The sequence below is a fragment of the Streptomyces rubradiris genome, from assembly GCF_016860525.1.
Taxonomy (GTDB): Bacteria; Actinomycetota; Actinomycetes; order Streptomycetales; family Streptomycetaceae; genus Streptomyces; species Streptomyces rubradiris.
The window spans coordinates 1-23,673 of the sequence record NZ_BNEA01000002.1 but is presented as its reverse complement, the minus strand read 5'-3'; the positions used below and the strand labels follow the sequence as shown (position 1 = coordinate 23,673).

The 23,673-nt window shown below is 70.8% G+C and carries 8 protein-coding genes and 9 pseudogenes; 7 read left to right on the top strand and 10 right to left on the bottom strand.

Annotation, left to right across the window (positions count from 1 at the left end):
• The 7 genes and pseudogenes from Srubr_RS08900 to Srubr_RS41845 form a co-directional block, all read right to left on the bottom strand.
• Positions 1-3,722 (bottom strand): annotated as a pseudogene (locus Srubr_RS08900) (alpha-amylase family glycosyl hydrolase); the annotation flags it as partial.
• A gap of 11 nt (positions 3,723-3,733) precedes the next feature.
• Positions 3,734-5,045, bottom strand: a pseudogene (locus Srubr_RS08895) (alpha-amylase).
• A gap of 206 nt (positions 5,046-5,251) precedes the next feature.
• Positions 5,252-6,953: pseudogene (locus Srubr_RS08890) on the bottom strand (glycoside hydrolase family 13 protein).
• A gap of 119 nt (positions 6,954-7,072) precedes the next feature.
• Positions 7,073-7,978 (bottom strand): annotated as a pseudogene (locus Srubr_RS08885) (sugar ABC transporter permease).
• A gap of 19 nt (positions 7,979-7,997) precedes the next feature.
• Positions 7,998-9,001, bottom strand: a pseudogene (locus Srubr_RS08880) (carbohydrate ABC transporter permease).
• Between the two features lie 103 nt (positions 9,002-9,104).
• Positions 9,105-9,563, bottom strand: a complete 459-nt coding sequence (locus Srubr_RS41850; RefSeq protein WP_373319113.1) for an extracellular solute-binding protein — start codon at positions 9,561-9,563, stop codon at positions 9,105-9,107.
• A gap of 164 nt (positions 9,564-9,727) precedes the next feature.
• Positions 9,728-10,305, bottom strand: a pseudogene (locus tag Srubr_RS41845) (extracellular solute-binding protein); the annotation flags it as partial.
• 415 nt (positions 10,306-10,720) lie between these two features.
• Between Srubr_RS41845 and Srubr_RS08870 the strand changes: the two are divergent.
• Positions 10,721-11,919, top strand: a pseudogene (locus tag Srubr_RS08870) (LacI family DNA-binding transcriptional regulator).
• Here the strand turns inward: Srubr_RS08870 and Srubr_RS41840 are convergent.
• The 3 genes and pseudogenes from Srubr_RS41840 to Srubr_RS08865 all read right to left on the bottom strand — a co-directional run bounded on the left by Srubr_RS41840 (position 11,855) and on the right by Srubr_RS08865 (position 12,887).
• Positions 11,855-11,992 carry a hypothetical protein gene (locus tag Srubr_RS41840; RefSeq protein WP_373319114.1) on the bottom strand — a complete coding sequence of 46 codons (138 nt, stop codon included), beginning with the start codon at positions 11,990-11,992 and terminating at the stop codon, positions 11,855-11,857. The pseudogene Srubr_RS08870 and the gene Srubr_RS41840 overlap by 65 nt on opposite strands.
• Positions 11,993-11,997: 5 nt before the next feature.
• A pseudogene (locus Srubr_RS41835) lies at positions 11,998-12,069 on the bottom strand (hypothetical protein); the annotation flags it as partial.
• The gene (locus Srubr_RS08865) at positions 12,042-12,887 is read right to left on the bottom strand and encodes a LacI family DNA-binding transcriptional regulator (RefSeq protein WP_373319112.1); all 846 of its coding nucleotides are present in this window, start codon (positions 12,885-12,887) and stop codon (positions 12,042-12,044) included. The gene Srubr_RS08865 and the pseudogene Srubr_RS41835, both read right to left, overlap by 28 nt.
• 344 nt (positions 12,888-13,231) lie before the next feature.
• Between Srubr_RS08865 and Srubr_RS08860 the strand changes: the two genes are divergently transcribed.
• The 6 genes and pseudogenes from Srubr_RS08860 to Srubr_RS08835 all read left to right on the top strand — a co-directional run.
• Entirely contained in the window at positions 13,232-14,506 is a 1,275-nt protein-coding gene (locus Srubr_RS08860) for an extracellular solute-binding protein (protein WP_189996452.1), read from the top strand.
• Positions 14,507-14,609: 103 nt separating this feature from the next.
• Complete coding sequence (locus Srubr_RS08855; RefSeq protein ID WP_189996453.1) at positions 14,610-15,614, top strand: carbohydrate ABC transporter permease; 1,005 nt, start codon at positions 14,610-14,612, stop codon at positions 15,612-15,614.
• A gap of 19 nt (positions 15,615-15,633) precedes the next feature.
• Positions 15,634-16,539, top strand: a complete 906-nt coding sequence (locus tag Srubr_RS08850) for a sugar ABC transporter permease (RefSeq protein ID WP_189996454.1) — start codon at positions 15,634-15,636, stop codon at positions 16,537-16,539.
• 119 nt (positions 16,540-16,658) lie between these two features.
• Positions 16,659-18,344: a glycoside hydrolase family 13 protein gene (locus tag Srubr_RS08845; protein WP_189996455.1), complete on the top strand. Its 1,686-nt coding sequence runs from the start codon at positions 16,659-16,661 to the stop codon at positions 18,342-18,344.
• Positions 18,345-18,524: 180 nt separating this feature from the next.
• A complete protein-coding gene (locus Srubr_RS08840; protein WP_189996456.1) occupies positions 18,525-19,901 on the top strand; it encodes an alpha-amylase in 1,377 nt (458 codons plus the stop codon).
• A gap of 11 nt (positions 19,902-19,912) precedes the next feature.
• Positions 19,913-23,673, top strand: a pseudogene (locus Srubr_RS08835) (alpha-amylase family glycosyl hydrolase); the annotation flags it as partial.

Here is a 23,673-nt window from a genome sequence, read left to right as displayed (position 1 = left end):
GATGTCGAAGGCGGGCAGCAGGTGCACGTACGACGTCCACCGACTCGGCCAGCTTCCTCAGTGCCGGGAACCGTCGCTGTCCTTGTCGTGAACGCCAGGTAGTGCCCGGGTGCCTGGAGGTGCGGTCCTCGACGGAGAAGTCCCTGATGTGCAGCTCCTGGATCCGCGCGTCCCGCAGCGGCACGGCCTTCGGCTTGCGCAGGTCCGACCAGCCCGCCGGGGCCAGGGACCTGTCGTCCAGGTCCACGACCAGGCTGCGCTCGGAGTCCGCGGTGAGCGCGAGCGAGTACGGGTCGGTGACCTTGTTGGTGACCACCTTGCCCGCGCTGGGCGCCCACACCTTCACCACGTACCGGTACGGCTTGCCCTTCCAGGACGCCGGCCCCGTCACGGACCACACGCCCGTGGAGTCGTCCCGCCGCATGCTCCTGACCGAACCGTCCAGCTCCAGCGACACGCTCCGCGCCGTCGGGGCCCACACGGACAGCGTGGGCCTTCCGTCGCGGAACACCGTCCGAGGTGCGCCTTCGTGGCACCGGGGTAGAGGTCGTCCAGCACACCGGCGGTCTGCACACCGGTCGCCGCCAGCACGGCCCCGTTCTCCGCCCGCTGCGAGACGACCAGCTGCCCCTTGACCGCTTCACGCACCCGGTCCCGGTCGCGCGGGTCCACGGACCAGGCGGCGTAGTCCTTCAGGTGGGGAACTTCGCCTTCTGCGCGTCGGTCAGGGCCGTCTTCCCCAGCCTGATCCAGCGCTCGTCGTCGCTGCTCAGGGTCCCGTCCCGGACGGTCAGGGAGCCGTCGAGGGAGTACAGCAACTGGGTGGAGGCGGCACCCGCCACGCCGTTCCAGGCGACGGTGTCCCGGTCGATCCACACCGCCTCGGCGGTGGTGAGGTCGAGCGCGGCGGCGGTGCCGGCCGGCTGCGGCAGCAGGTGCTTCTCCTGGCCGCTCACCAGCCACACCTCGTGGCCGTCGGCCGTGAGGTCAAGGCTCCGGTCGGCCGGGAGGTCCTTCTCGTCGCCCTTGTGGATGATGTAGCCGAGACTGGTGGCACCCGCGGTGAGGGGCACCTCGAAGACCGCGCCATAGGCATCAGTCTTCACCGGCTCCAGCGGCCGCGACCAGTCGGTGGGGTGCGCGGCGCCCGTCCAGACGTGCAGGCCCCAGCCGTCGTAGTCCCCGTCGGCGCGGTGGTAGTGCAGGACGGCCTTGGCCGGGTCCTGGGCGGGGTGGTCCGGCCGCTCGGTGCGCACGTCGGCCTCGCCCTGTTCGATCCACACCTCGCCGGTGCGGGTGACGTCGATGAACCGGTCGGCGGAGATGTCCTTGTTCCCGTCCTTGTCGACGACCAGGAACCCGACGTTCGAGGCGCCCGGCCGGAGCTTGACGTAGGCGAAGGCGCCGTAGGCGTCCCGGCCGATGAAGGGGTGGCCGGCCGGCCAGGTGGTGGCCTCGCCGTCGGCCAGGTCGCCCCAGGCGTACAGGCCCCAGCCGTCGTAGTCGCCGTCGGGGCGCTTGTAGTGCACGATCGCGTAGTCCCAGGAGGCCCTGGGGACCTCGGGCGCGGGCGGGGTGCCGGTGGTGCTGCTCGCCGTGGCGCTCGCGGTGTGCCCGCCGAGTCGATGACGACGGCCTTGTAGCGCAGGGCGGTCCCGGCGGGCACGTCGGTGCCGAGGGTCTGGGTGACCTGGTAGGGGGCGTGGTCGGCGGAGCCGAGCGTCCGCCACTTCCCGTTGCCGACCTGGGCGGCGAAGACGACCCGGTTGAGCTGTCCCCCATCGACGTCGGCCCTGAGGTCGACCGTTCCGGTGGCTCCGGCGGCCGGGGCGGTCAGGGTGATCGTGGGCTCGGCGGTGGGCTCGGCGAGCTTTCCGGCCGCCTTGTAGACGACGGCGGACCCGGCCGGGACGGTGACGGTGAGCCGCCGGTCGCCGTCGGAGCGCACCGGGCCGGTGGCGCCGTGGATCCCCCGGTACGTCATGTCCGGCGACCCGGTCGCGAAGGTCGCCGTCCGCTCCGAGCCGGCGTTGTTGAAGGCCACGACGTACTCCTGGCCGGACGCGGCGTCGGTGCGGGTGAAGGCGTAGATCCCGGGCCGTCGGCCGCGTACCGCTCGGTCTGCACCCCGTCAGGGCCGGCTCGGCCTTGCGGAGCCGGGCCAGGTCCGCGATCCGCCGGTACAGCGGGGCGCCGGTGTCGTAGGCGGCGCTCGCGTGGGTGCGGTCGGTGCCGATCTCGTCGTCGTCCAGGTAGTCGGCGACCTTGGAGGCGAACATGGTCTGGCGGGCGTCCTTGTCGCCGCCGGAGCCGGTGAAGCCCTGCTCGTCGCCGTAGTAGACGACCGGGTTGCCCCGGCTGAGGAACATCAGCTCGTTGGCGAGCCGGTCCTTGGCCAGGATCTCGGCGTCGGTCGCGTTCGGGTTGTCCTGCTTCAGGAAGGTTCCGATGCGGCCCATGTCGTGGTTGCCGAGGAAGGTGACCTGTTCGTAGGCGTTGGCCTTGTCAGTCGTGTACTTGTGGTCGGCGCCGAAGACGGCCGCCAGCTTCCGGGCGCTGCCGCCCTGGGAGGCGTAGGCGCGGGCCGCGTCCTGGAAGGGGAAGTCGAGGGTGGCGTCGAGCCGGCCCCGGGTGACGTACGGGGCGGTGACGGCGGGGTCGGCGGAGTAGACCTCGCCGAACATGAAGAAGTCCTTCCGGCCGCGCTCGGCCGCGTAGCGGTCCAGCGCGGTGGCCCACTGGGTCCAGAACTCCATGTTCACGTGCTTGACGGTGTCGATCCGGAAGCCGTCGACGGCGAAGTCCCGCACCCAGCGCTGGTAGATCCGCTCCATCCCGCGGACGACCTCGGGGCGCTCGGTCCACAGGTCGTCCAGGCCGGAGAAGTCGCCGTAGGTGGTGGACTCGCCGGTGTACGTGGAGTCGCCCCGGTTGTGGTACATCGCCGGGTCGTTGAGCCAGGCCGGGACCTTGGCCTGGCTGGTCGCCCTCGGGGTGTGGGGAAAGGAGCCGGTGCCGACGGGCGGGAACTTCCCCGTGCCGTCGGCGTGGTCGGCGTCGTCGAAGGGGCGGCCGTCCTCGGTGAGGTAGGGGAAGGCGCCCTTGGAGAGGTAGTCGTAGGTCTTCTCGTCGTAGTCGACGACGTCGGCGGTGTGGTTGGTGATGACGTCGAAGAAGACCTTCATGCCCTTGGCGTGGGCCTTGGAGATGAGGTTCTTCAGGTCCTGGTCGGTGCCGAAGTGGGGGTCGACCTGGGTGAAGTCGGTGATCCAGTACCCGTGGTAGCCCGCCGAAGCGTTGCTTCCGGTGCCCTGCACGGGGCGGTTCTTGAAGATCGGCGCCAGCCAGATGGCCGTGGTGCCGAGCCCCTTGATGTAGTCCAGCCGCTGCGTCAGGCCCTTGAGGTCGCCGCCCTGGTAGAAGCCCTTGTCCGTGGGGTCGTAGCCGGTGCGCAGCCGCGAACCGGTCAGACCACCGCGGTCGTTGGACGGGTCACCGTTGGCGAAGCGGTCCGGCAGGACGAAGTAGAACTGCTCGCGGGTGGCGTCGTGCCGGGCGGGTGCGGCGGCCAGCTTCGCGTCCGAGGGAGGCGCGGGCGGGCCGGCCGCGTGGGCGGCCAGGGGCGACAGCAGCGTGGCGGCGAGGGCCGCGGCGCTGACGGCCGCGGCACCGGCGCGCCGCCGGGTACGGCGCCTGGGCGGCGCCGGCCATCGTGGTGTCACTGGGTGGCTCCTCAGCAGTCCGGCTTGCCGGCGTACAGCGCCAGGGCGGTGTCGGGGGCCAGGGTGGCGGTGAACTGACCGCCGGCATTCACCGTCACCGGCCTGTTGCCCTGCACGTCGCAGTAGGTCCCGGCGGGCAGGGAGGTCTGGTAGGTGCGGGTCATGCTGCCCGGCTCGTGGTTGATGGCCACGTATCCCTTGGCGCCCCGGAAGGCGACCCAGTCGTTGCCGTTGTCCCACCAGTTCGTGACCGCCTGGCCCCGGGTCGCGTTGCGGAAGGCGACCATGGACTTGATCTCCGGCCAGGCATGCTGGCACTTCCAGCCGCTTTGCCACAGGCGTCCACCCGGCCGCCGTTCGGCGGGCCGGCGTCGGCGTCCGACCACTCGTAGCCGGAGTTGACGTCGGGGGCGCCGTACGGCCAGGCCAGCATGAAGACGTTGGCCAGGGTGTAGTTCGCGCCGCTCTTGTAGGAGAGCGTGCTGCCGTTGCGCTCGGTGTCGTGGTTGTCCACGAAGACGCCCGCGGCCGAGCCGCTCAGGTAGCCCCAGCCCTCGCCGTAGTTCTTCAGGTACGCCAGCTTCTCGGCGGTGAAGACCACGCTTGAGGTCGTAGGCGTAGCGAACTCCTGGACGTCTCCGTTGCCGGTGTACTCGAGGGCTGGACGGCCTCGCCCGCGCCGTGGATGACCTCCTGCTTCCAGTGGACCGACGGGTTGGTCAGCCGGCTCTTGATGTCCGCCAGGTCCGCGGCCGGTATGTGCTTGCCCCGTCGATCCGGAAGCCGTCCACGCCCAGGCTCAGCAGGTCGGTCAGATAACCGGCGATCGCCTTGCGGACGTACTCCTCGCCGGTGTCCAGGTCGGCCAGGCCGAGGAGTTCGCAGTGCTGGACGTTCCAGCGGTCGGAGTAGTCCGAGATCTGGGCGGTGCAGTCGTCGAAGTCGTAGGACGAGTACAGCCCGGGTAGGCGTACTTGGTGTACGACGAGCCGCCGGTGCCGGTGCCCGAGCCGCCGACATGTGGTTGACGACGGCGTCGGCGACGACCTTCACCCCGGCGCGCGTGGCAGGTGTCCACCATGTTCCGGAACGCCGTGCGGTCGCCGAGCCGGCCGGCGATCTTGTACGACACCGGCTGGTACGACGTCCACCACTGGGCGCCCTGTATGTGCTCGGCGGGCGGGAGACCTGGACGTATCCGTAGCCGGCGGGGCCGAGGGCGGTGGTGCACTCCCTGGCCACGGAGTCGTAGTTCCACTCGAAGAGGACGGCGGTGACGTCCTTGGTTCCGGGCGGGGCGGCCTCTGCGGTAGTCGGGGTCATGCCCCATCAGGGCGGCGGCGGTGAGGCGACCGCCGTGGGGAGTGCGCTGCGTGCCATGTGGGGTTCCTTCGACGGTGAAGGGGTGGGGGCCGCTGAAGCGGTTTGCTGAAACTTTCAGCAAGCTTCGGTGACGCAGATGGTAAAGGCCCGGCTGCCCTGAAGGCACGGCCGGAGTTAAGGTGTGCGGTAAAGTTTCAGAAGGAGCGTCAGGGGGCCCTCCGTGCGGCGTCAGCGCTCCGCGGACCACACACCGTGGTGTCGGCGGGCACCCTTCGTCTCGCCGTCCGCATCGGACCTCGCCGCTGGAGAGCAGCACCCTCGTGGGACGGCATCGTCCACGTGCACTTTCGCCGGGGTGTTGGCCCGCAGAACGAAGTCGCCCCGCCGGAAGGACGGACGCCCTCGTCCGCGCCGCAGCCGCTCCACCGATCTCCCGCGCCCAGGTCCTGCGCGTCCCTTCGACCCGCAGCGCCGACCGTTACAGCCTCCAGCGTGGAGCCGGGGGTCCCGGTCTGCGCCTCCACGCTCAGCTCGGCCCAGGCCGGCGGCTGGGGCAGCCAGCTTCCGCCGTCGCCGAAGCCGTAGGAGGAGCCCGTACTGGTCCACGGATCGGCACCCGGCAGCCGTCGCGGAAGCCGTCCTGGCCCGCGCCGCGGAAGTACGCCGGGTCCTGGCGGACCTCGTCGGGCAGGTCCACGACGTCCGGCAGGCCCAGTTCCTCGCCCTGGTAGAGGTAGGCCGAGCCGGGCAGGCGAGCATCAGCAGGGTGGCGGCGCGGGCCCGGCGCAGGCCCAGCTCGCGGTCGCCGGCCGTGCGGATCTGGGTGCCGAGGCCGGGCGGGTTGGCGAAGCGGGTGGCGTGCCGGGTGACGTCGTGGTTGGACAGCACCCAGGTGGCGGGGGCGCCGACGGGCGCATCGCGTCCAGGGTGCGGTCGATGACCGTGCGCAGCTCCTCGGCGTCCCAGGCCGTGCCCAGGTACTGGAAGTTGAACGCCTGGTGGAGTTCGTCGGGGCGCACGTAGTTCGCGGTGCGCTCGACGGTCGGGTCCACGCCTCGGCCACGAAGATGCGGTCACCCGAGTACTCGTCGAGGATGCGGCGCCACTGGCGGTAGATGGCGTGCACGCCGTCCTGGTCGAAGAACGGCATGACGTCATTGCCCAGCAGCTTGACCTGGTCGTGAGTGCCGAGGTCGGGCAGGCCCGCCGCCTTGACCAGGCCGTGGGCGACGTCGATGCGGAAGCCGTCCACGCCCATGTCCAGCCAGAAGCGCAGGATCGAGCGGAACTCGTCGCCGACGGCCGGGTGTTCCCAGTTGAAGTCGGGCTGCTCGGGGGCGAACAGGTGCAGGTACCACTCGCCGGGGGTGCCGTCCGGCTCGGTCACCCGGGTCCAGGCCGGTCCGCCGAAGATGGACTCCCAGTCGTTGGGCGGCAGTTCGCCGTTGTCTCCCTTGCCGGGGCGGAAGTGGTAGCGCTCGCGCAGCGGGGAGCCGGGACCCTCGGCGAGGGCGCGCTTGAACCACTCGTGCCGGTCGGAGGAGTGGTTGGGGACCAGGTCCACGATGACGCGCAGGCCGTGCGCGTGGGCGTCGCGGATCAGCGCGTCGGCGTCCAGCAGGGAGCCGAACATCGGTCGACGGCGCGGTAGTCGGCGACGTCGTAGCCGGCGTCGGCCTGCGGGGAGGCGTAGAAGGGGCTGAGCCACACCGCGTCCACGCCGAGGTCGCGCAGGTACGGCAGGCGGGAGCGTACGCCCTCCAGGTCGCCCATGCCGTCGCCGTTGCCGTCGGCGAAGCTGCGCGGGTAGACCTGGTAGATGACCGCGTCCCGCCACCAGTCGCGGCGGTCGGCGACGGTGACGGCGCTGGAGTGGCGGGCCGGTGCGGCGGAGTGCTGCTGGCTCATGGCGTCCTTGATACGTAACTGGTGCATGGTGGGCGGTCGTTGATGGCCGGAGTACGAGGCGGGCCGCGGTGGCGGCGGGGTCGGTTGGGCCACCGCGGCCCGCCCGGCCGGTGCGGGCGTCAGCCCTTGGTGCCGCCGGCGGTGAGGCCGGTGACCAGGTTCTTCTGCACGAGGTAGAAGAACACCGTCACCGGTATCGCGATCAGCACCGCGGTGGCGGCCATGTAGTTCCACTGGGCGTCGTGCTCGCTGACGAAGGTCTGCAGGCCGACGGCGAAGGTGTACTTGGAGTCGTCCAGCAGGAAGGTCGTCGCGAAGGCGACCTCGCCGACGGCGGTGATGAAGGTGTAGAACGCGGCGACGGCCAGCCCCGGGCGGGCCAGCGGCAGGATCAGCCGGAAGAAGGTGCCGAAGGGGCTGAGCCCGTCCACCCGCCCGGCCTCGTCGATCTCGAACGGGATGGTGTCGAAGTAGCCCTTCAGCAGCCAGGCGCTGTACGGCACGGCGGTGGAGCAGTTGATGGCGATCAGCGCCCAGTAGGTGTCGATGAGGCCGAGCTCGCTGAAGATCTCGTACATCGGCACGATCAGATGGCGATCGGGAAGGCCTGGGTGAGCAGCAGGACCCACATCAGCTGCTTGTAGCCGGGAAAGCGCATCCGGGAGACCGCGTAGCCGGTGGTGGCGGCGACGAGGACACCGATCACGGTGGTGCCGAGGGGCCACGATCAGCGTCGACTTGAACCAGTCGAGGAAGCCGGTGTGCTGGAGCACGAAGCTGTAGTTGGAGAAGGTCAGCTTGCCCGCGATGCCGCCCGGGTGGAGGTAGTCGTCCTTGTCCGGGCCGAGGGACAGGTAGCACAGCCAGGCCACCGGGGCGAGGGCGATCAGGCTGGCCAGGGCGAGGCCGCCGTGCAGCAGGGCGGTGCCGAGCGGTCCGCGCTCGCCGCGCCGGCGGGTGCGGCGGACGGGTACGGCGGCGGGGGCCGGCGCGGTCTTCGTGGTGTCCAGGGTCGTGGTGCTCATGGCGGCGGCTCCTGCGGCGTCAGACGGCGAGTTGGTCATTGCGCTTCAGCCAGCGGAAGTAGAAGGAGGTGAAGACGGTGAGGATCGACAGCAGCAGCACGCCGTAGGCGGCGGACTGGGCGAAGTCGCGCGGCTGCTGGCCGAAGCCCAGCTGGTAGGCCCAGGTGACGAGGATCTGGGCGTCCGGGGCGGAGTTCTTGCCGAACAGCAGGAAGATGATGACGAACTGGTTGAAGGTCCAGATGACGCCGAGCAGGACCACGGTGGAGCTGACCGCGCGCAGTCCGGGCAAGGTGACGTGGCGGAAGCGCTGCCAGGCGCTCGCGCCGTCCATCTCGGCGGCCTCGTAGAGCGTGGAGTCGATGGACTGCAGCCCGCCGAGCAGCGAGAGCATCATGAACGGCACACCGCACCAGGTGTTCACCATGATCGCGGCGAACCGCTGCCAGAAGGTGTCCTCCAGCCAGGCCGGCTGGGGCAGGTGGAGGGCGCCGAGGAGCTGGTTGAGCGCGCCGGAGTCGGCGAGCATGATCCGCCAGGAGAAGACGGTGACGAAGGTCGGCACGGCCCAGGGCAGGACGAGCAGCAGCCGGTAGACGGTGCGGCCGCGCAGCTTCTGGTGCAGCAGGAGCGCGAGGCCGAGCCCGAGGGCGTAGTGCAGGGCGACGCAGGCGGCCGTCCAGAAGACGGTCCACAGGAAGTGCGACCAGAACCGGTCGTAGGCCGTCGGGCCGAACAGGATGTCCTGGTAGTTGTCCAGGCCGATGAACTCGTAGGTGGCGTCGATGTGGTTGACGCCGATCGTCCGCGCCGAGTTGAGGCTGTTGGCGTCGGTGAGGGTGAGGTAGAAGCCGCGGGCCAGCGGTAGCCGACGAGGACGCCGAGCACGATGACCACCGGGGCGATCATCGCGTAGGCGTACCAGTACTTCTGGAGGCCGTTCTTGACGCGCTGCCCCAGCCCGGGACGAGGCGCGCGGTCACCGCGGCGCTTGCCGGTGGCGCGGTCGATGGCGACTGTCATGGTTCGACACCTTCATTGGATCAGGGGGGCGGGCCGGGCACAGGGCGGTGGCCGCCGGTCTCCTCCCCCGCGCGCGGCGGGAGCGGCCGACGGCCACCCGGGCTCACTTGCCGAAGCCGTCCAGCAGCTCGGAGATGGCCAGTTCGGCGTTGCCCAGGCCCTTGTCCAGCGACTCCTTGCCGCCGGCGACCTTGGCCAGCTCGGTGTCGAGCGGGACCCACAGGGAGCTGTACTCGGGCAGTGCCGGGCGGGGCTGGGCGGCGGCCAGGACGCCCTGGTAGCCGGCGATGCCCGGGTCGGCCTTGACCTGCGCGGTGTAGGCGTCGGAGCGGGTGGGCAGGGTGGAGTTCTTCAGGGCGATGGTCTCCTGCGCCTGGGCGGAGGTCATGAAGTTCACGAACTTCAGGGCCGCCGCCTGGTGGGCCTTGTCCGAGCCGGCGTACACCGACAGGTTGTGGCCGCCGGTCGGGGCGCCCGCCTTGCCGGTGGAGCCGGCCGGGACGGTGGCGATGCCCAGGTTCTTCTTGTCCTTGAAGGCGCTGCCCTTGTAGAAGTTCGTGATCTCCCAGGGGCCCTGGATGATCGCGGCGACCTTGCCGTTGACGACGCGTCCTGGATGTGGGCGTAGGCGTCGGCGGTGGTGTCGGCCTTGTGCAGGCCCTTGCCGGAGAACAGGCTCTGCCAGGTGCCGTAGCCCTTCTTGGCGGCGGCCGAGGTCACGGTGATCTTCTTGGCGGCGGCGTCGACGGTGTCGGTGCCCTCGCCGTAGAGGAAGGGCTGGGCGTAGTAGGCCTGGACGGAGCCCCAGTAGCCGTCGGCCCCGGTCTTGTCCTTGATCTTCGCGGCGGCGGCCTTCAGCTCGTCCCAGGTCCCCGGGCCTCGGTGAGGCCGGCCTTCTGGAACAGGGCCTTGTTGTAGACCAGCGCGAGGGTGTCGGTGACCAGCGGGACGCCGTAGGTCTTGCCCTCGTACTGGGCCTGCTTGATCAGGCTCGGCTGGAACTTCGCCTGGTCGGCGAGGGCCTCGGTGCCGTCCAGCGGCAGGAAGAAGCCCTTCTTGGCGAAGGCCGGGGTCCAGCCGACCTCGGAGCGCAGCACGTCCGGGGCGCCGGTGGCGCCGGCCGCGGTGTCGAACTTGTTCTGCGCCTGGTCGAAGGGCACGTTGACGTACTTGACCTTGATGTCCTTGTGCGCGGCCTCGAACTGCTCGACCAGGGCCCGGTAGCCGGGGCCTCGTTGTGGCGTTGGAGGTGTCCCACCAGGTGATGGTGACCGGGCCGTCCGACTTCCCGCTGTCGCCGTCACCGCCGCCGCACGCCGTCGCCGTCAGGGCGAGGGACGCCGCCAGCGCGGAGGCCGCTATGCCACGCCGCATGAGTTCTCCTTGAGGGTTAAAGCCCGAGTGGTACAGGGGGCGGTGCAGGTCCGCCCCTTGCGACTTGCCGACTGCGCCGTTGCCGCGGCCGGGCGACAGGGAACGTAACAGCGATGTAAGCGCTGCGAAAGACCTTGCAGAAAAAAAGTGCAAGGGAACACGATGGTTACCCGGCCGTAACCGTTCGGGCGGCCGCTGGACACTTGTGCAAGACTCTGCAAGCTCTTGCCACCATGATTCGAGGGAGCCGCGATGAGGCAGCAACCCACTGCGGGGCGTCCGGCCGTCCGCGCCCGGCGTCCGGCCGGTGTGCAAGGGCGGAGCCGACCGGTACAGTCCAGTGGCGTGACCACACGGCTTGCCGACATCGCTGCGCAGGCGGGGGTGAGCGAAGCGACCGTCAGCCGGGTCCTCAACGGAAAGCCGGGCGTCGCCGCCACCACCCGCCAGTCCGTGCTCGCCGCCCTGGACGTCCTGGGCTACGAGCGCCCGGTACGGCTGCGGCAGCGCAGCGAGGGTCTGGTCGGGCTGATCACGCCCGAGCTGGAGAACCCGATATTCCCGGCCCTGGCGCAGGTCATCGGCCAGGCGCTGACCCGCCAGGGCTACACCCCGGTGCTCGCCACGCAGACCCCGGGCGGGTCGACCGAGGACGAGCTGACCGAGATGCTGGTGGACCGCGGGGTCGCCGGATCATCTACGTCTCCGGGCTGCACGCCGACACCACCGCCGACATGCAGCGCTACGAGCGGCTGCGGGCGCGGGGCGTGCCGTTCGTGCTGGTGGACGGGTTCTCGCCGCGGGTGCAGGCGCCGTTCATCTCCCCCGACGACCGCGCGGCGATGACGCTCGCGGTGACGCACCTGGTGTCCCTCGGGCACACCCGGATCGGGCTCGCCCTCGGGCCCAAGCGGTTCGTGCCGGTGCAGCGCAAGATCGAGGGCTTCGTACGGGCCGTGCGGGACCAGCTGGGGCTCGCCGCGCAGACCGTGGAGGGCGAGCTGATCCAGCACTCGCTGTACACGCTGGAAGGCGGACAGGCCGCGGCGGCGGCGCTGATCGAGCGGGGGCTGTACGGCGGTGGTCTGCGCCAGCGACATGATGGCGCTGGGCGCGATACGCACGGCCCGGCAGCGGGGCCTGGAGGTACCCCGGGACGTGTCGGTGGTCGGCTTCGACGACTCCCCGCTGATCGCCTTCACCGACCCGCCCCTGACCACGGTGCGCAAGCCGGTCCCGTGGCGATGGGGCAGGCGGCGGTGCGCACGCTGCTGGAGGAGATCCGGCGGGACCCCGGCGGCCGCACAGCTGAGTTCGTGTTCATGCCGGAGCTGGTGGTGCCGCGGCTCGAACCGCCTCGGCTCCGCACGGTTCACGCGCGTCGTAGGCCGCGGGACCCGGGCTCGCCCCGGCCGCGGGGCCGCGCACCTTCTGGCCGGGCGCGGGCCCCGCGGCCGGGGCGAGCCCGGGTCCCGCGGCCTACGACGCGCGTGAACCGTGCGGAGCCGAGGCGGTCGAGCCGCGCACCACCAGCTCCGGCATGAACACGAACTCGCTGTGCGGCGCCGGGGTCCCGCCGATCTCCTCCAGCAGCGTGCGCACCGCCGCCTGCCCCATCGCCGGGACCGCTTGCGCACCGGGGTCAGGGGCGGGTCGGTGAAGGCGATCAGCGGGGAGTCGTCGAAGCCGACCACCGACACGTCCCGGGGTACCTCCAGGCCCCGCTGCCGGCCGTGCGTATCGCGCCCAGCGCCATCATGTCGCTGGCGCAGACCACCGCCGTACAGCCCCGCTCGATCAGCGCCGCCGCCGCGGCCTGTCCGCCTTCCAGCGTGTACAGCGAGTGCTGGATCAGCTCGCCCTCCACGGTCTGCGCGGCGAGCCCCAGCTGGTCCCGCACGGCCCGTACGAAGCCCTCGATCTTGCGCTGCACCGGCACGAACCGCTTGGGCCCGAGGGCGAGCCCGATCCGGGTGTGCCCGAGGGACACCAGGTGCGTCACCGCGAGCGTCATCGCCGCGCGGTCGTCGGGGGAGATGAACGGCGCCTGCACCCGCGGCGAGAACCCGTCCACCAGCACGAACGGCACGCCCCGCGCCCGCAGCCGCTCGTAGCGCTGCATGTCGGCGGTGGTGTCGGCGTGCAGCCCGGAGACGTAGATGATCCCGGCGACCCCGCGGTCCACCAGCATCTCGGTCAGCTCGTCCTCGGTCGACCCGCCCGGGGTCTGCGTGGCGAGCACCGGGGTGTAGCCCTGGCGGGTCAGCGCCTGGCCGATGACCTGCGCCAGGGCCGGGAATATCGGGTTCTCCAGCTCGGGCGTGATCAGCCCGACCAGACCCTCGCTGCGCTGCCGCAGCCGTACCGGGCGCTCGTAGCCCAGGACGTCCAGGGCGGCGAGCACGGACTGGCGGGTGGTGGCGGCGACGCCCGGCTTTCCGTTGAGGACCCGGCTGACGGTCGCTTCGCTCACCCCCGCCTGCGCAGCGATGTCGGCAAGCCGTGTGGTCACGCCACTGGACTGTACCGGTCGGCTCCGCCCTTGCACACCGGCCGGACGCCGGGCGCGGACGGCCGGACGCCCCGCAGTGGGTTGCTGCCTCATCGCGGCTCCCTCGAATCATGGTGGCAAGAGCTTGCAGAGTCTTGCACAAGTGTCCAGCGGCCGCCGAACGGTTACGGCCGGGTAACCATCGTGTTCCCTTGCACTTTTTTTCTGCAAGGTCTTTCGCAGCGCTTACATCGCTGTTACGTTCCCTGTCGCCCGGCCGCGGCAACGGCGCAGTCGGCAAGTCGCAAGGGGCGGACCTGCACCGCCCCCTGTACCACTCGGGCTTTAACCCTCAAGGAGAACTCATGCGGCGTGGCATAGCGGCCTCCGCGCTGGCGGCGTCCCTCGCCCTGACGGCGACGGCGTGCGGCGGCGGTGACGGCGACAGCGGGAAGTCGGACGGCCCGGTCACCATCACCTGGTGGGACACCTCCAACGCCACCAACGAGGCCCCGGCCTACCGGGCCCTGGTCGAGCAGTTCGAGGCCGCGCACAAGGACATCAAGGTCAAGTACGTCAACGTGCCCTTCGACCAGGCGCAGAACAAGTTCGACACCGCGGCCGGCGCCACCGGCGCCCCGGACGTGCTGCGCTCCGAGGTCGGCTGGACCCCGGCCTTCGCCAAGAAGGGCTTCTTCCTGCCGCTGGACGGCACCGAGGCCCTCGCCGACCAGGCGAAGTTCCAGCCGAGCCTGATCAAGCAGGCCCAGTACGAGGGCAAGACCTACGGCGTCCCGCTGGTCACCGACACCCTCGCGCTGGTCTACAACAAGGCCCTGTTCCAGAAGGCCGGCCTCACCGAGGCCCCGGGGACCTGGGACGAGCTGAAGGCCGCCGCCGCGAAGATCAAGGACAAGACCGGGGCCGACGGCTACTGGGGCTCCGTCCAGGCCTACTACGCCCAGCCCTTCCTCTACGGCGAGGGCACCGACACCGTCGACGCCGCCGCCAAGAAGATCACCGTGACCTCGGCCGCCGCCAAGAAGGGCTACGGCACCTGGCAGAGCCTGTTCTCCGGCAAGGGCCTGCACAAGGCCGACACCACCGCCGACGCCTACGCCCACATCCAGGACGCGTTCGTCAACGGCAAGGTCGCCGCGATCATCCAGGGCCCCTGGGAGATCACGAACTTCTACAAGGGCAGCGCCTTCAAGGACAAGAAGAACCTGGGCATCGCCACCGTCCCGGCCGGCTCCACCGGCAAGGCGGGCGCCCCGACCGGCGGCCACAACCTGTCGGTGTACGCCGGCTCGGACAAGGCCCACCAGGCGGCGGCCCTGAAGTTCGTGAACTTCATGACCTCCGCCCAGGCGCAGGAGACCATCGCCCTGAAGAACTCCACCCTGCCCACCCGCTCCGACGCCTACACCGCGCAGGTCAAGGCCGACCCGGGCATCGCCGGCTACCAGGGCGTCCTGGCCGCCGCCCAGCCCCGCCCGGCACTGCCCGAGTACAGCTCCCTGTGGGTCCCGCTCGACACCGAGCTGGCCAAGGTCGCCGGCGGCAAGGAGTCGCTGGACAAGGGCCTGGGCAACGCCGAACTGGCCATCTCCGAGCTGCTGGACGGCTTCGGCAAGTGAGCCCGGGTGGCCGTCGGCCGCTCCCGCCGCGCGCGGGGGAGGAGACCGGCGGCCACCGCCCTGTGCCCGGCCCGCCCCCCTGATCCAATGAAGGTGTCGAACCATGACAGTCGCCATCGACCGCGCCACCGGCAAGCGCCGCGGTGACCGCGCGCCTCGTCCCGGGCTGGGGCAGCGCGTCAAGAACGGCCTCCAGAAGTACTGGTACGCCTACGCGATGATCGCCCCGGTGGTCATCGTGCTCGGCGTCCTCGTCGGCTACCCGCTGGCCCGCGGCTTCTACCTCACCCTCACCGACGCCAACAGCCTCAACTCGGCGCGGACGATCGGCGTCAACCACATCGACGCCACCTACGAGTTCATCGGCCTGGACAACTACCAGGACATCCTGTTCGGCCCGACGGCCTACGACCGGTTCTGGTCGCACTTCCTGTGGACCGTCTTCTGGACGGCCGCCTGCGTCGCCCTGCACTACGCCCTCGGGCTCGGCCTCGCGCTCATGCTGCACCAGAAGCTGCGCGGCCGCACCGTCTACCGGCTGCTGCTCGTCCTGCCCTGGGCCGTGCCGACCTTCGTCACCGTCTTCTCCTGGCGGATCATGCTCGCCGACTCCGGCGCGCTCAACCAGCTCCTCGGCGCCCTCCACCTGCCCCAGCCGGCCTGGCTGGAGGACACCTTCTGGCAGCGGTTCGCCGCGATCATGGTGAACACCTGGTGCGGTGTGCCGTTCATGATGCTCTCGCTGCTCGGCGGGCTGCAGTCCATCGACTCCACGCTCTACGAGGCCGCCGAGATGGACGGCGCGAGCGCCTGGCAGCGCTTCCGCCACGTCACCTTGCCCGGACTGCGCGCGGTCAGCTCCACCGTGGTCCTGCTCGGCGTCATCTGGACCTTCAACCAGTTCGTCATCATCTTCCTGCTGTTCGGCAAGAACTCCGCCCCGGACGCCCAGATCCTCGTCACCTGGGCCTACCAGCTGGGCTTCGGCCAGCAGCCGCGCGACTTCGCCCAGTCCGCCGCCTACGGCGTGCTGCTGCTGTCGATCCTCACCGTCTTCACCTCCTTCTACTTCCGCTGGCTGAAGCGCAATGACCAACTCGCCGTCTGACGCCGCAGGAGCCGCCGCCATGAGCACCACGACCCTGGACACCACGAAGACCGCGCCGGCCCCCGCCGCCGTACCCGTCCGCCGCACCCGCCGGCGCGGCGAGCGCGGACCGCTCGGCACCGCCCTGCTGCACGGCGGCCTCGCCCTGGCCAGCCTGATCGCCCTCGCCCCGGTGGCCTGGCTGTGCTACCTGTCCCTCGGCCCGGACAAGGACGACTACCTCCACCCGGGCGGCATCGCGGGCAAGCTGACCTTCTCCAACTACAGCTTCGTGCTCCAGCACACCGGCTTCCTCGACTGGTTCAAGTCGACGCTGATCGTGGCCCTCGGCACCACCGTGATCGGTGTCCTCGTCGCCGCCACCACCGGCTACGCGGTCTCCCGGATGCGCTTTCCCGGCTACAAGCAGCTGATGTGGGTCCTGCTGCTCACCCAGGCCTTCCCGATCGCCATCCTGATCGTGCCGATGTACGAGATCTTCAGCGAGCTCGGCCTCATCGACACCTACTGGGCGCTGATCGCCATCAACTGCTCCACCGCCGTGCCGTACAGCGCCTGGCTGCTGAAGGGCTACTTCGACACCATCCCGTTCGAGATCGACGAGGCCGGGCGGGTGGACGGGCTCAGCCCCTTCGGCACCTTCTTCCGGCTGATCCTGCCGCTGGCCCGCCCGGGGCTGGCCGTCGCCGCGTTCTACACCTTCATCACCGCCGTCGGCGAGGTCGCCTTCGCGACGACCTTCCTGCTGGACGACTCCAAGTACACCTTCGCCGTCGGCCTGCAGACCTTCGTCAGCGAGCACGACGCCCAGTGGAACTACATGGCCGCCACCGCGGTGCTGATCGCGATACCGGTGACGGTGTTCTTCTACCTCGTGCAGAAGAACCTGGTCACCGGCCTCACCGCCGGCGGCACCAAGGGCTGACGCCCGCACCGGCCGGGCGGGCCGCGGTGGCCCAACCGACCCCGCCGCCACCGCGGCCCGCCTCGTACTCCGGCCATCAACGACCGCCCACCATGCACCAGTTACGTATCAAGGACGCCATGAGCCAGCAGCACTCCGCCGCACCGGCCCGCCACTCCAGCGCCGTCACCGTCGCCGACCGCCGCGACTGGTGGCGGGACGCGGTCATCTACCAGGTCTACCCGCGCAGCTTCGCCGACGGCAACGGCGACGGCATGGGCGACCTGGAGGGCGTACGCTCCCGCCTGCCGTACCTGCGCGACCTCGGCGTGGACGCGGTGTGGCTCAGCCCCTTCTACGCCTCCCCGCAGGCCGACGCCGGCTACGACGTCGCCGACTACCGCGCCGTCGACCCGATGTTCGGCTCCCTGCTGGACGCCGACGCGCTGATCCGCGACGCCCACGCGCACGGCCTGCGCGTCATCGTGGACCTGGTCCCCAACCACTCCTCCGACCGGCACGAGTGGTTCAAGCGCGCCCTCGCCGAGGGTCCCGGCTCCCCGCTGCGCGAGCGCTACCACTTCCGCCCCGGCAAGGGAGACAACGGCGAACTGCCGCCCAACGACTGGGAGTCCATCTTCGGCGGACCGGCCTGGACCCGGGTGACCGAGCCGGACGGCACCCCCGGCGAGTGGTACCTGCACCTGTTCGCCCCCGAGCAGCCCGACTTCAACTGGGAACACCCGGCCGTCGGCGACGAGTTCCGCTCGATCCTGCGCTTCTGGCTGGACATGGGCGTGGACGGCTTCCGCATCGACGTCGCCCACGGCCTGGTCAAGGCGGCGGGCCTGCCCGACCTCGGCACTCACGACCAGGTCAAGCTGCTGGGCAATGACGTCATGCCGTTCTTCGACCAGGACGGCGTGCACGCCATCTACCGCCAGTGGCGCCGCATCCTCGACGAGTACTCGGGTGACCGCATCTTCGTGGCCGAGGCGTGGACCCCGACCGTCGAGCGCACCGCGAACTACGTGCGCCCCGACGAACTCCACCAGGCGTTCAACTTCCAGTACCTGGGCACGGCCTGGGACGCCGAGGAGCTGCGCACGGTCATCGACCGCACCCTGGACGCGATGCGCCCCGTCGGCGCCCCCGCCACCTGGGTGCTGTCCAACCACGACGTCACCCGGCACGCCACCCGCTTCGCCAACCCGCCCGGCCTCGGCACCCAGATCCGCACGGCCGGCGACCGCGAGCTGGGCCTGCGCCGGGCCCGCGCCGCCACCCTGCTGATGCTCGCCCTGCCCGGCTCGGCCTACCTCTACCAGGGCGAGGAACTGGGCCTGCCGGACGTCGTGGACCTGCCCGACGAGGTCCGCCAGGACCCGGCGTACTTCCGCGGCGCGGGCCAGGACGGCTTCCGCGACGGCTGCCGGGTGCCGATCCCGTGGACCCGTACGGGCTCCTCCTACGGCTTCGGCGACGGCGGAAGCTGGCTGCCCCAGCCGCCGGCCTGGGCCGAGCTGAGCGTGGAGGCGCAGACCGGGACCCCCGGCTCCACGCTGGAGCTGTACCGGTCGGCGCTGCGGGTCCGCCGGGAGCGGCCGGACCTGGGCGCGGGCGAGTCGGTGGAGTGGCTGCGCGCGCCGGAGGGCGTCCTGGCCTTCCGGCGGGGCGACTTCGTGTGCGTGGCCAACACCACCGGCGAGTCCGTGACGATGCCGTCCCACGGCCGGGTGCTGCTCGCCAGCGGCGAGGTCACCGAGGCGGACGGCGAGACGAAGGTGCCCGCCGACACCACGGTCTGGTGGTCCGCGGAGCGCTGACGCCCGCACCGGAGCGGCCCCCTGACGCTCCGTCGGAGAACTTTCCCGCATCACCTTCACTCCGGCCCGCTGCCTTCCGGGCAGCGGGCCTTTACCATCTGCGTCACCGCAAGCTTGCTGAAAAGTTTCAGCAAACCGCTTCAGCGGCCCCCACCCCCTTCACCGTCGAAGGAACCCCACATGGCACGCAGCGCACTCCCCACGGCGGTCGCCCTCACCGCCGCCGCCCTGATGGGCATGACCCCGACTACCGCAGAGGCCGCCCCGCCCGGCACCAAGGACGTCACCGCCGTCCTCTTCGAGTGGAACTACGACTCCGTGGCCAGGGAGTGCACCACCGCCCTCGGCCCCGCCGGCTACGGATACGTCCAGGTCTCCCCGCCCGCCGAGCACATACAGGGCGCCCAGTGGTGGACGTCGTACCAGCCGGTGTCGTACAAGATCGCCGGCCGGCTCGGCGACCGCACGGCGTTCCGGAACATGGTGGACACCTGCCACGCGGCCGGGGTGAAGGTCGTCGCCGACGCCGTCGTCAACCACATGTCGGCCGGCTCGGGCACCGGCACCGGCGGCTCGTCGTACACCAAGTACGCCTACCCGGGCCTGTACTCGTCCTACGACTTCGACGACTGCACCGCCCAGATCTCGGACTACTCCGACCGCTGGAACGTCCAGCACTGCGAACTCCTCGGCCTGGCCGACCTGGACACCGGCGAGGAGTACGTCCGCAAGGCGATCGCCGGTTATCTGAACGACCTGCTGAGCCTGGGCGTGGACGGCTTCCGGATCGACGGGGCCAAGCACATACCGGCCGCGGACCTGGCGGACATCAAGAGCCGGCTGACCAACCCGTCGGTCCACTGGAAGCAGGAGGTCATCCACGGCGCGGGCGAGGCCGTCCAGCCCTCCGAGTACACCGGCAACGGAGACGTCCAGGAGTTCCGCTACGCCTACGACCTCAAGCGGGTCTTCACCGCCGAGAAGCTGGCGTACCTGAAGAACTACGGCGAGGGCTGGGGCTACCTGAGCGGCTCGGCCGCGGGCGTCTTCGTGGACAACCACGACACCGAGCGCAACGGCAGCACGCTCTCCTACAAGAGCGGCGCGAACTACACCCTGGCCAACGTCTTCATGCTGGCCTGGCCGTACGGCGCCCCCGACGTCAACTCCGGCTACGAGTGGTCGGACGCCGACGCCGGCCCGCCGAACGGCGGCCGGGTGGACGCCTGTTGGCAAAGCGGCTGGAAGTGCCAGCATGCCTGGCCGGAGATCAAGTCCATGGTCGCCTTCCGCAACGCGACCCGGGGCCAGGCGGTCACGAACTGGTGGGACAACGGCAACGACTGGGTCGCCTTCGGCCGGGGCGCCAAGGGATACGTGGCCATCAACCACGAGCCGGGCAGCATGACCCGCACCTACCAGACCTCCCTGCCCGCCGGGACCTACTGCGACGTGCAGGGCAACAGGCCGGTGACGGTGAATGCCGGCGGTCAGTTCACCGCCACCCTGGCCCCCGACACCGCCCTGGCGCTGTACGCCGGCAAGCCGGACTGCTGAGGAGCCACCCAGTGACACCACGATGGCCGGCGCCGCCCAGGCGCCGTACCCGGCGGCGCGCCGGTGCCGCGGCCGTCAGCGCCGCGGCCCTCGCCGCCACGCTGCTGTCGCCCCTGGCCGCCCACGCGGCCGGCCCGCCCGCGCCTCCCTCGGACGCGAAGCTGGCCGCCGCACCCGCCCGGCACGACGCCACCCGCGAGCAGTTCTACTTCGTCCTGCCGGACCGCTTCGCCAACGGTGACCCGTCCAACGACCGCGGTGGTCTGACCGGTTCGCGGCTGCGCACCGGCTACGACCCCACGGACAAGGGCTTCTACCAGGGCGGCGACCTCAAGGGCCTGACGCAGCGGCTGGACTACATCAAGGGGCTCGGCACCACGGCCATCTGGCTGGCGCCGATCTTCAAGAACCGCCCCGTGCAGGGCACCGGAAGCAACGCTTCGGCGGGCTACCACGGGTACTGGATCACCGACTTCACCCAGGTCGACCCCCACTTCGGCACCGACCAGGACCTGAAGAACCTCATCTCCAAGGCCCACGCCAAGGGCATGAAGGTCTTCTTCGACGTCATCACCAACCACACCGCCGACGTCGTCGACTACGACGAGAAGACCTACGACTACCTCTCCAAGGGCGCCTTCCCCTACCTCACCGAGGACGGCCGCCCCTTCGACGACGCCGACCACGCCGACGGCACGGGGAAGTTCCCGCCCGTCGGCACCGGCTCCTTTCCCCACACCCCGAGGGCGACCAGCCAGGCCAAGGTCCCGGCCTGGCTCAACGACCCGGCGATGTACCACAACCGGGGCGACTCCACGTACACCGGCGAGTCCACCACCTACGGCGACTTCTCCGGCCTGGACGACCTGTGGACCGAGCGCCCCGAGGTCGTCCGCGGGATGGAGCGGATCTACCAGCGCTGGGTGCGGGACTTCGCCGTCGACGGCTTCCGGATCGACACCGTCAAGCACGTGAACATGGAGTTCTGGACCCAGTGGGCCACCGCGCTGGACCGCTACGCGGCCGAGCGCGGCCGGAAGGACTTCTTCATGTTCGGCGAGGTCTACTCCGCCGACCCCGCCGTCACCGCCCCGTACGTCACCCGGGGCCGGCTCGACGCCACCCTCGACTTCCCCTTCCAGGACGCGGCCCGCGCCTACGCCTCCCAGGGCGGCAGCGCCCGGAAGCTGGCGGCCGTCTTCGGCGCCGACCACAAGTACACGACTGACAAGGCCAACGCCTACGAACAGGTCACCTTCCTCGGCAACCACGACATGGGCCGCATCGGAACCTTCCTGAAGCAGGACAACCCGAACGCGACCGACGCCGAGATCCTGGCCAAGGACCGGCTCGCCAACGAGCTGATGTTCCTCAGCCGGGGCAACCCGGTCGTCTACTACGGCGACGAGCAGGGCTTCACCGGCTCCGGCGGCGACAAGGACGCCCGCCAGACCATGTTCGCCTCCAAGGTCGCCGACTACCTGGACGACGACGAGATCGGCACCGACCGCACCCACGCGAGCGCCGCCTACGACACCGGCGCCCCGCTGTACCGGCGGATCGCGGACCTGGCCCGGCTCCGCAAGGCCGAGCCGGCCCTGACGGACGGGGTGCAGACCGAGCGGTACGCGGCCGACGGCCCCGGGATCTACGCCTTCACCCGCACCGACGCCGCGTCCGGCCAGGAGTACGTCGTGGCCTTCAACAACGCCGGCTCGGAGCGGACGGCGACCTTCGCGACCGGGTCGCCGGACATGACGTACCGGGGGATCCACGGCGCCACCGGCCCGGTGCGCTCCGACGGCGACCGGCGGCTCACCGTCACCGTCCCGGCCGGGTCCGCCGTCGTCTACAAGGCGGCCGGAAAGCTCGCCGAGCCCACCGCCGAGCCCACGATCACCCTGACCGCCCCGGCCGCCGGAGCCACCGGAACGGTCGACCTCAGGGCCGACGTCGATGGGGGACAGCTCAACCGGGTCGTCTTCGCCGCCCAGGTCGGCAACGGGAAGTGGCGGACGCTCGGCTCCGCCGACCACGCCCCCTACCAGGTCACCCAGACCCTCGGCACCGACGTGCCCGCCGGGACCGCCCTGCGCTACAAGGCCGTCGTCATCGACTCGGCCGGGCACACCGCGAGCGCCACGGCGAGCAGCACCACCGGCACCCCGCCCGCGCCCGAGGTCCCCAGGGCCTCCTCCCGGGACTACGCGATCGTGCACTACAAGCGCCCCGACGGCGACTACGACGGCTGGGGCCTGTACGCCTGGGGCGACCTGGCCGACGGCGAGGCCACCACCTGGCCGGCCGGCCACCCCTTCATCGGCCGGGACGCCTACGGCGCCTTCGCCTACGTCAAGCTCCGGCCGGGCGCCTCGAACGTCGGGTTCCTGGTCGTCGACAAGGACGGGAACAAGGACATCTCCGCCGACCGGTTCATCGACGTCACCCGCACCGGCGAGGTGTGGATCGAACAGGGCGAGGCCGACGTGCGCACCGAGCGGCCGGACCACCCCGCCCAGGACCCGGCCAAGGCCGTCCTGCACTACCACCGCGCCGACGGGGACTACGACGGCTGGGGCCTGCACGTCTGGACGGGCGCCGCGCACCCCACCGACTGGTCGCGGCCGCTGGAGCCGGTGAAGACTGATGCCTATGGCGCGGTCTTCGAGGTGCCCCTCACCGCGGGTGCCACCAGTCTCGGCTACATCATCCACAAGGGCGACGAGAAGGACCTCCCGGCCGACCGGAGCCTTGACCTCACGGCCGACGGCCACGAGGTGTGGCTGGTGAGCGGCCAGGAGAAGCACCTGCTGCCGCAGCCGGCCGGCACCGCCGCCGCGCTCGACCTCACCACCGCCGAGGCGGTGTGGATCGACCGGGACACCGTCGCCTGGAACGGCGTGGCGGGTGCCGCCTCCACCCAGTTGCTGTACTCCCTCGACGGCTCCCTGACCGTCCGGGACGGGACCCTGAGCAGCGACGACGAGCGCTGGATCAGGCTGGGGAAGACGGCCCTGACCGACGCGCAGAAGGCGAAGTTCCCCCACCTGAAGGACTACGCCGCCTGGTCCGTGGACCCGCGCGACCGGGACCGGGTGCGTGAAGCGGTCAAGGGGCAGCTGGTCGTCTCGCAGCGGGCGGAGAACGGGGCCGTGCTGGCGGCGACCGTGTGCAGACCGCCGGTGTGCTGGACGACCTCTACCCCGGTGCCACGAAGGCGCACCTCGGACCGGTGTTCCGCGACGGAAGGCCCACGCTGTCCGTGTGGGCCCCGACGGCGCGGAGCGTGTCGCTGGAGCTGGACGGTTCGGTCAGGAGCATGCGCGGGACGACTCCACGGGCGTGTGGTCCGTGACGGGGCCGGCGTCCTGGAAGGGCAAGCCGTACCGGTACGTGGTGAAGGTGTGGGCGCCCAGCGCGGGCAAGGTGGTCACCAACAAGGTCACCGACCCGTACTCGCTCGCGCTCACCGCGGACTCCGAGCGCAGCCTGGTCGTGGACCTGGACGACAGGTCCCTGGCCCCGGCGGGCTGGTCGGACCTGCGCAAGCCGAAGGCCGTGCCGCTGCGGGACGCGCGGATCCAGGAGCTGCACATCAGGGACTTCTCCGTCGAGGACCGCACCTCCAGGCACCCGGGCACCTACCTGGCGTTCACCGACAAGGACAGCGACGGTTCCCGGCACCTGAGGAAGCTGGCCGAGTCGGGGACGTCGTACGTGCACCTGCTGCCCGCCTTCGACATCGCCACGATCCCCGATCGCAAGGCGCACC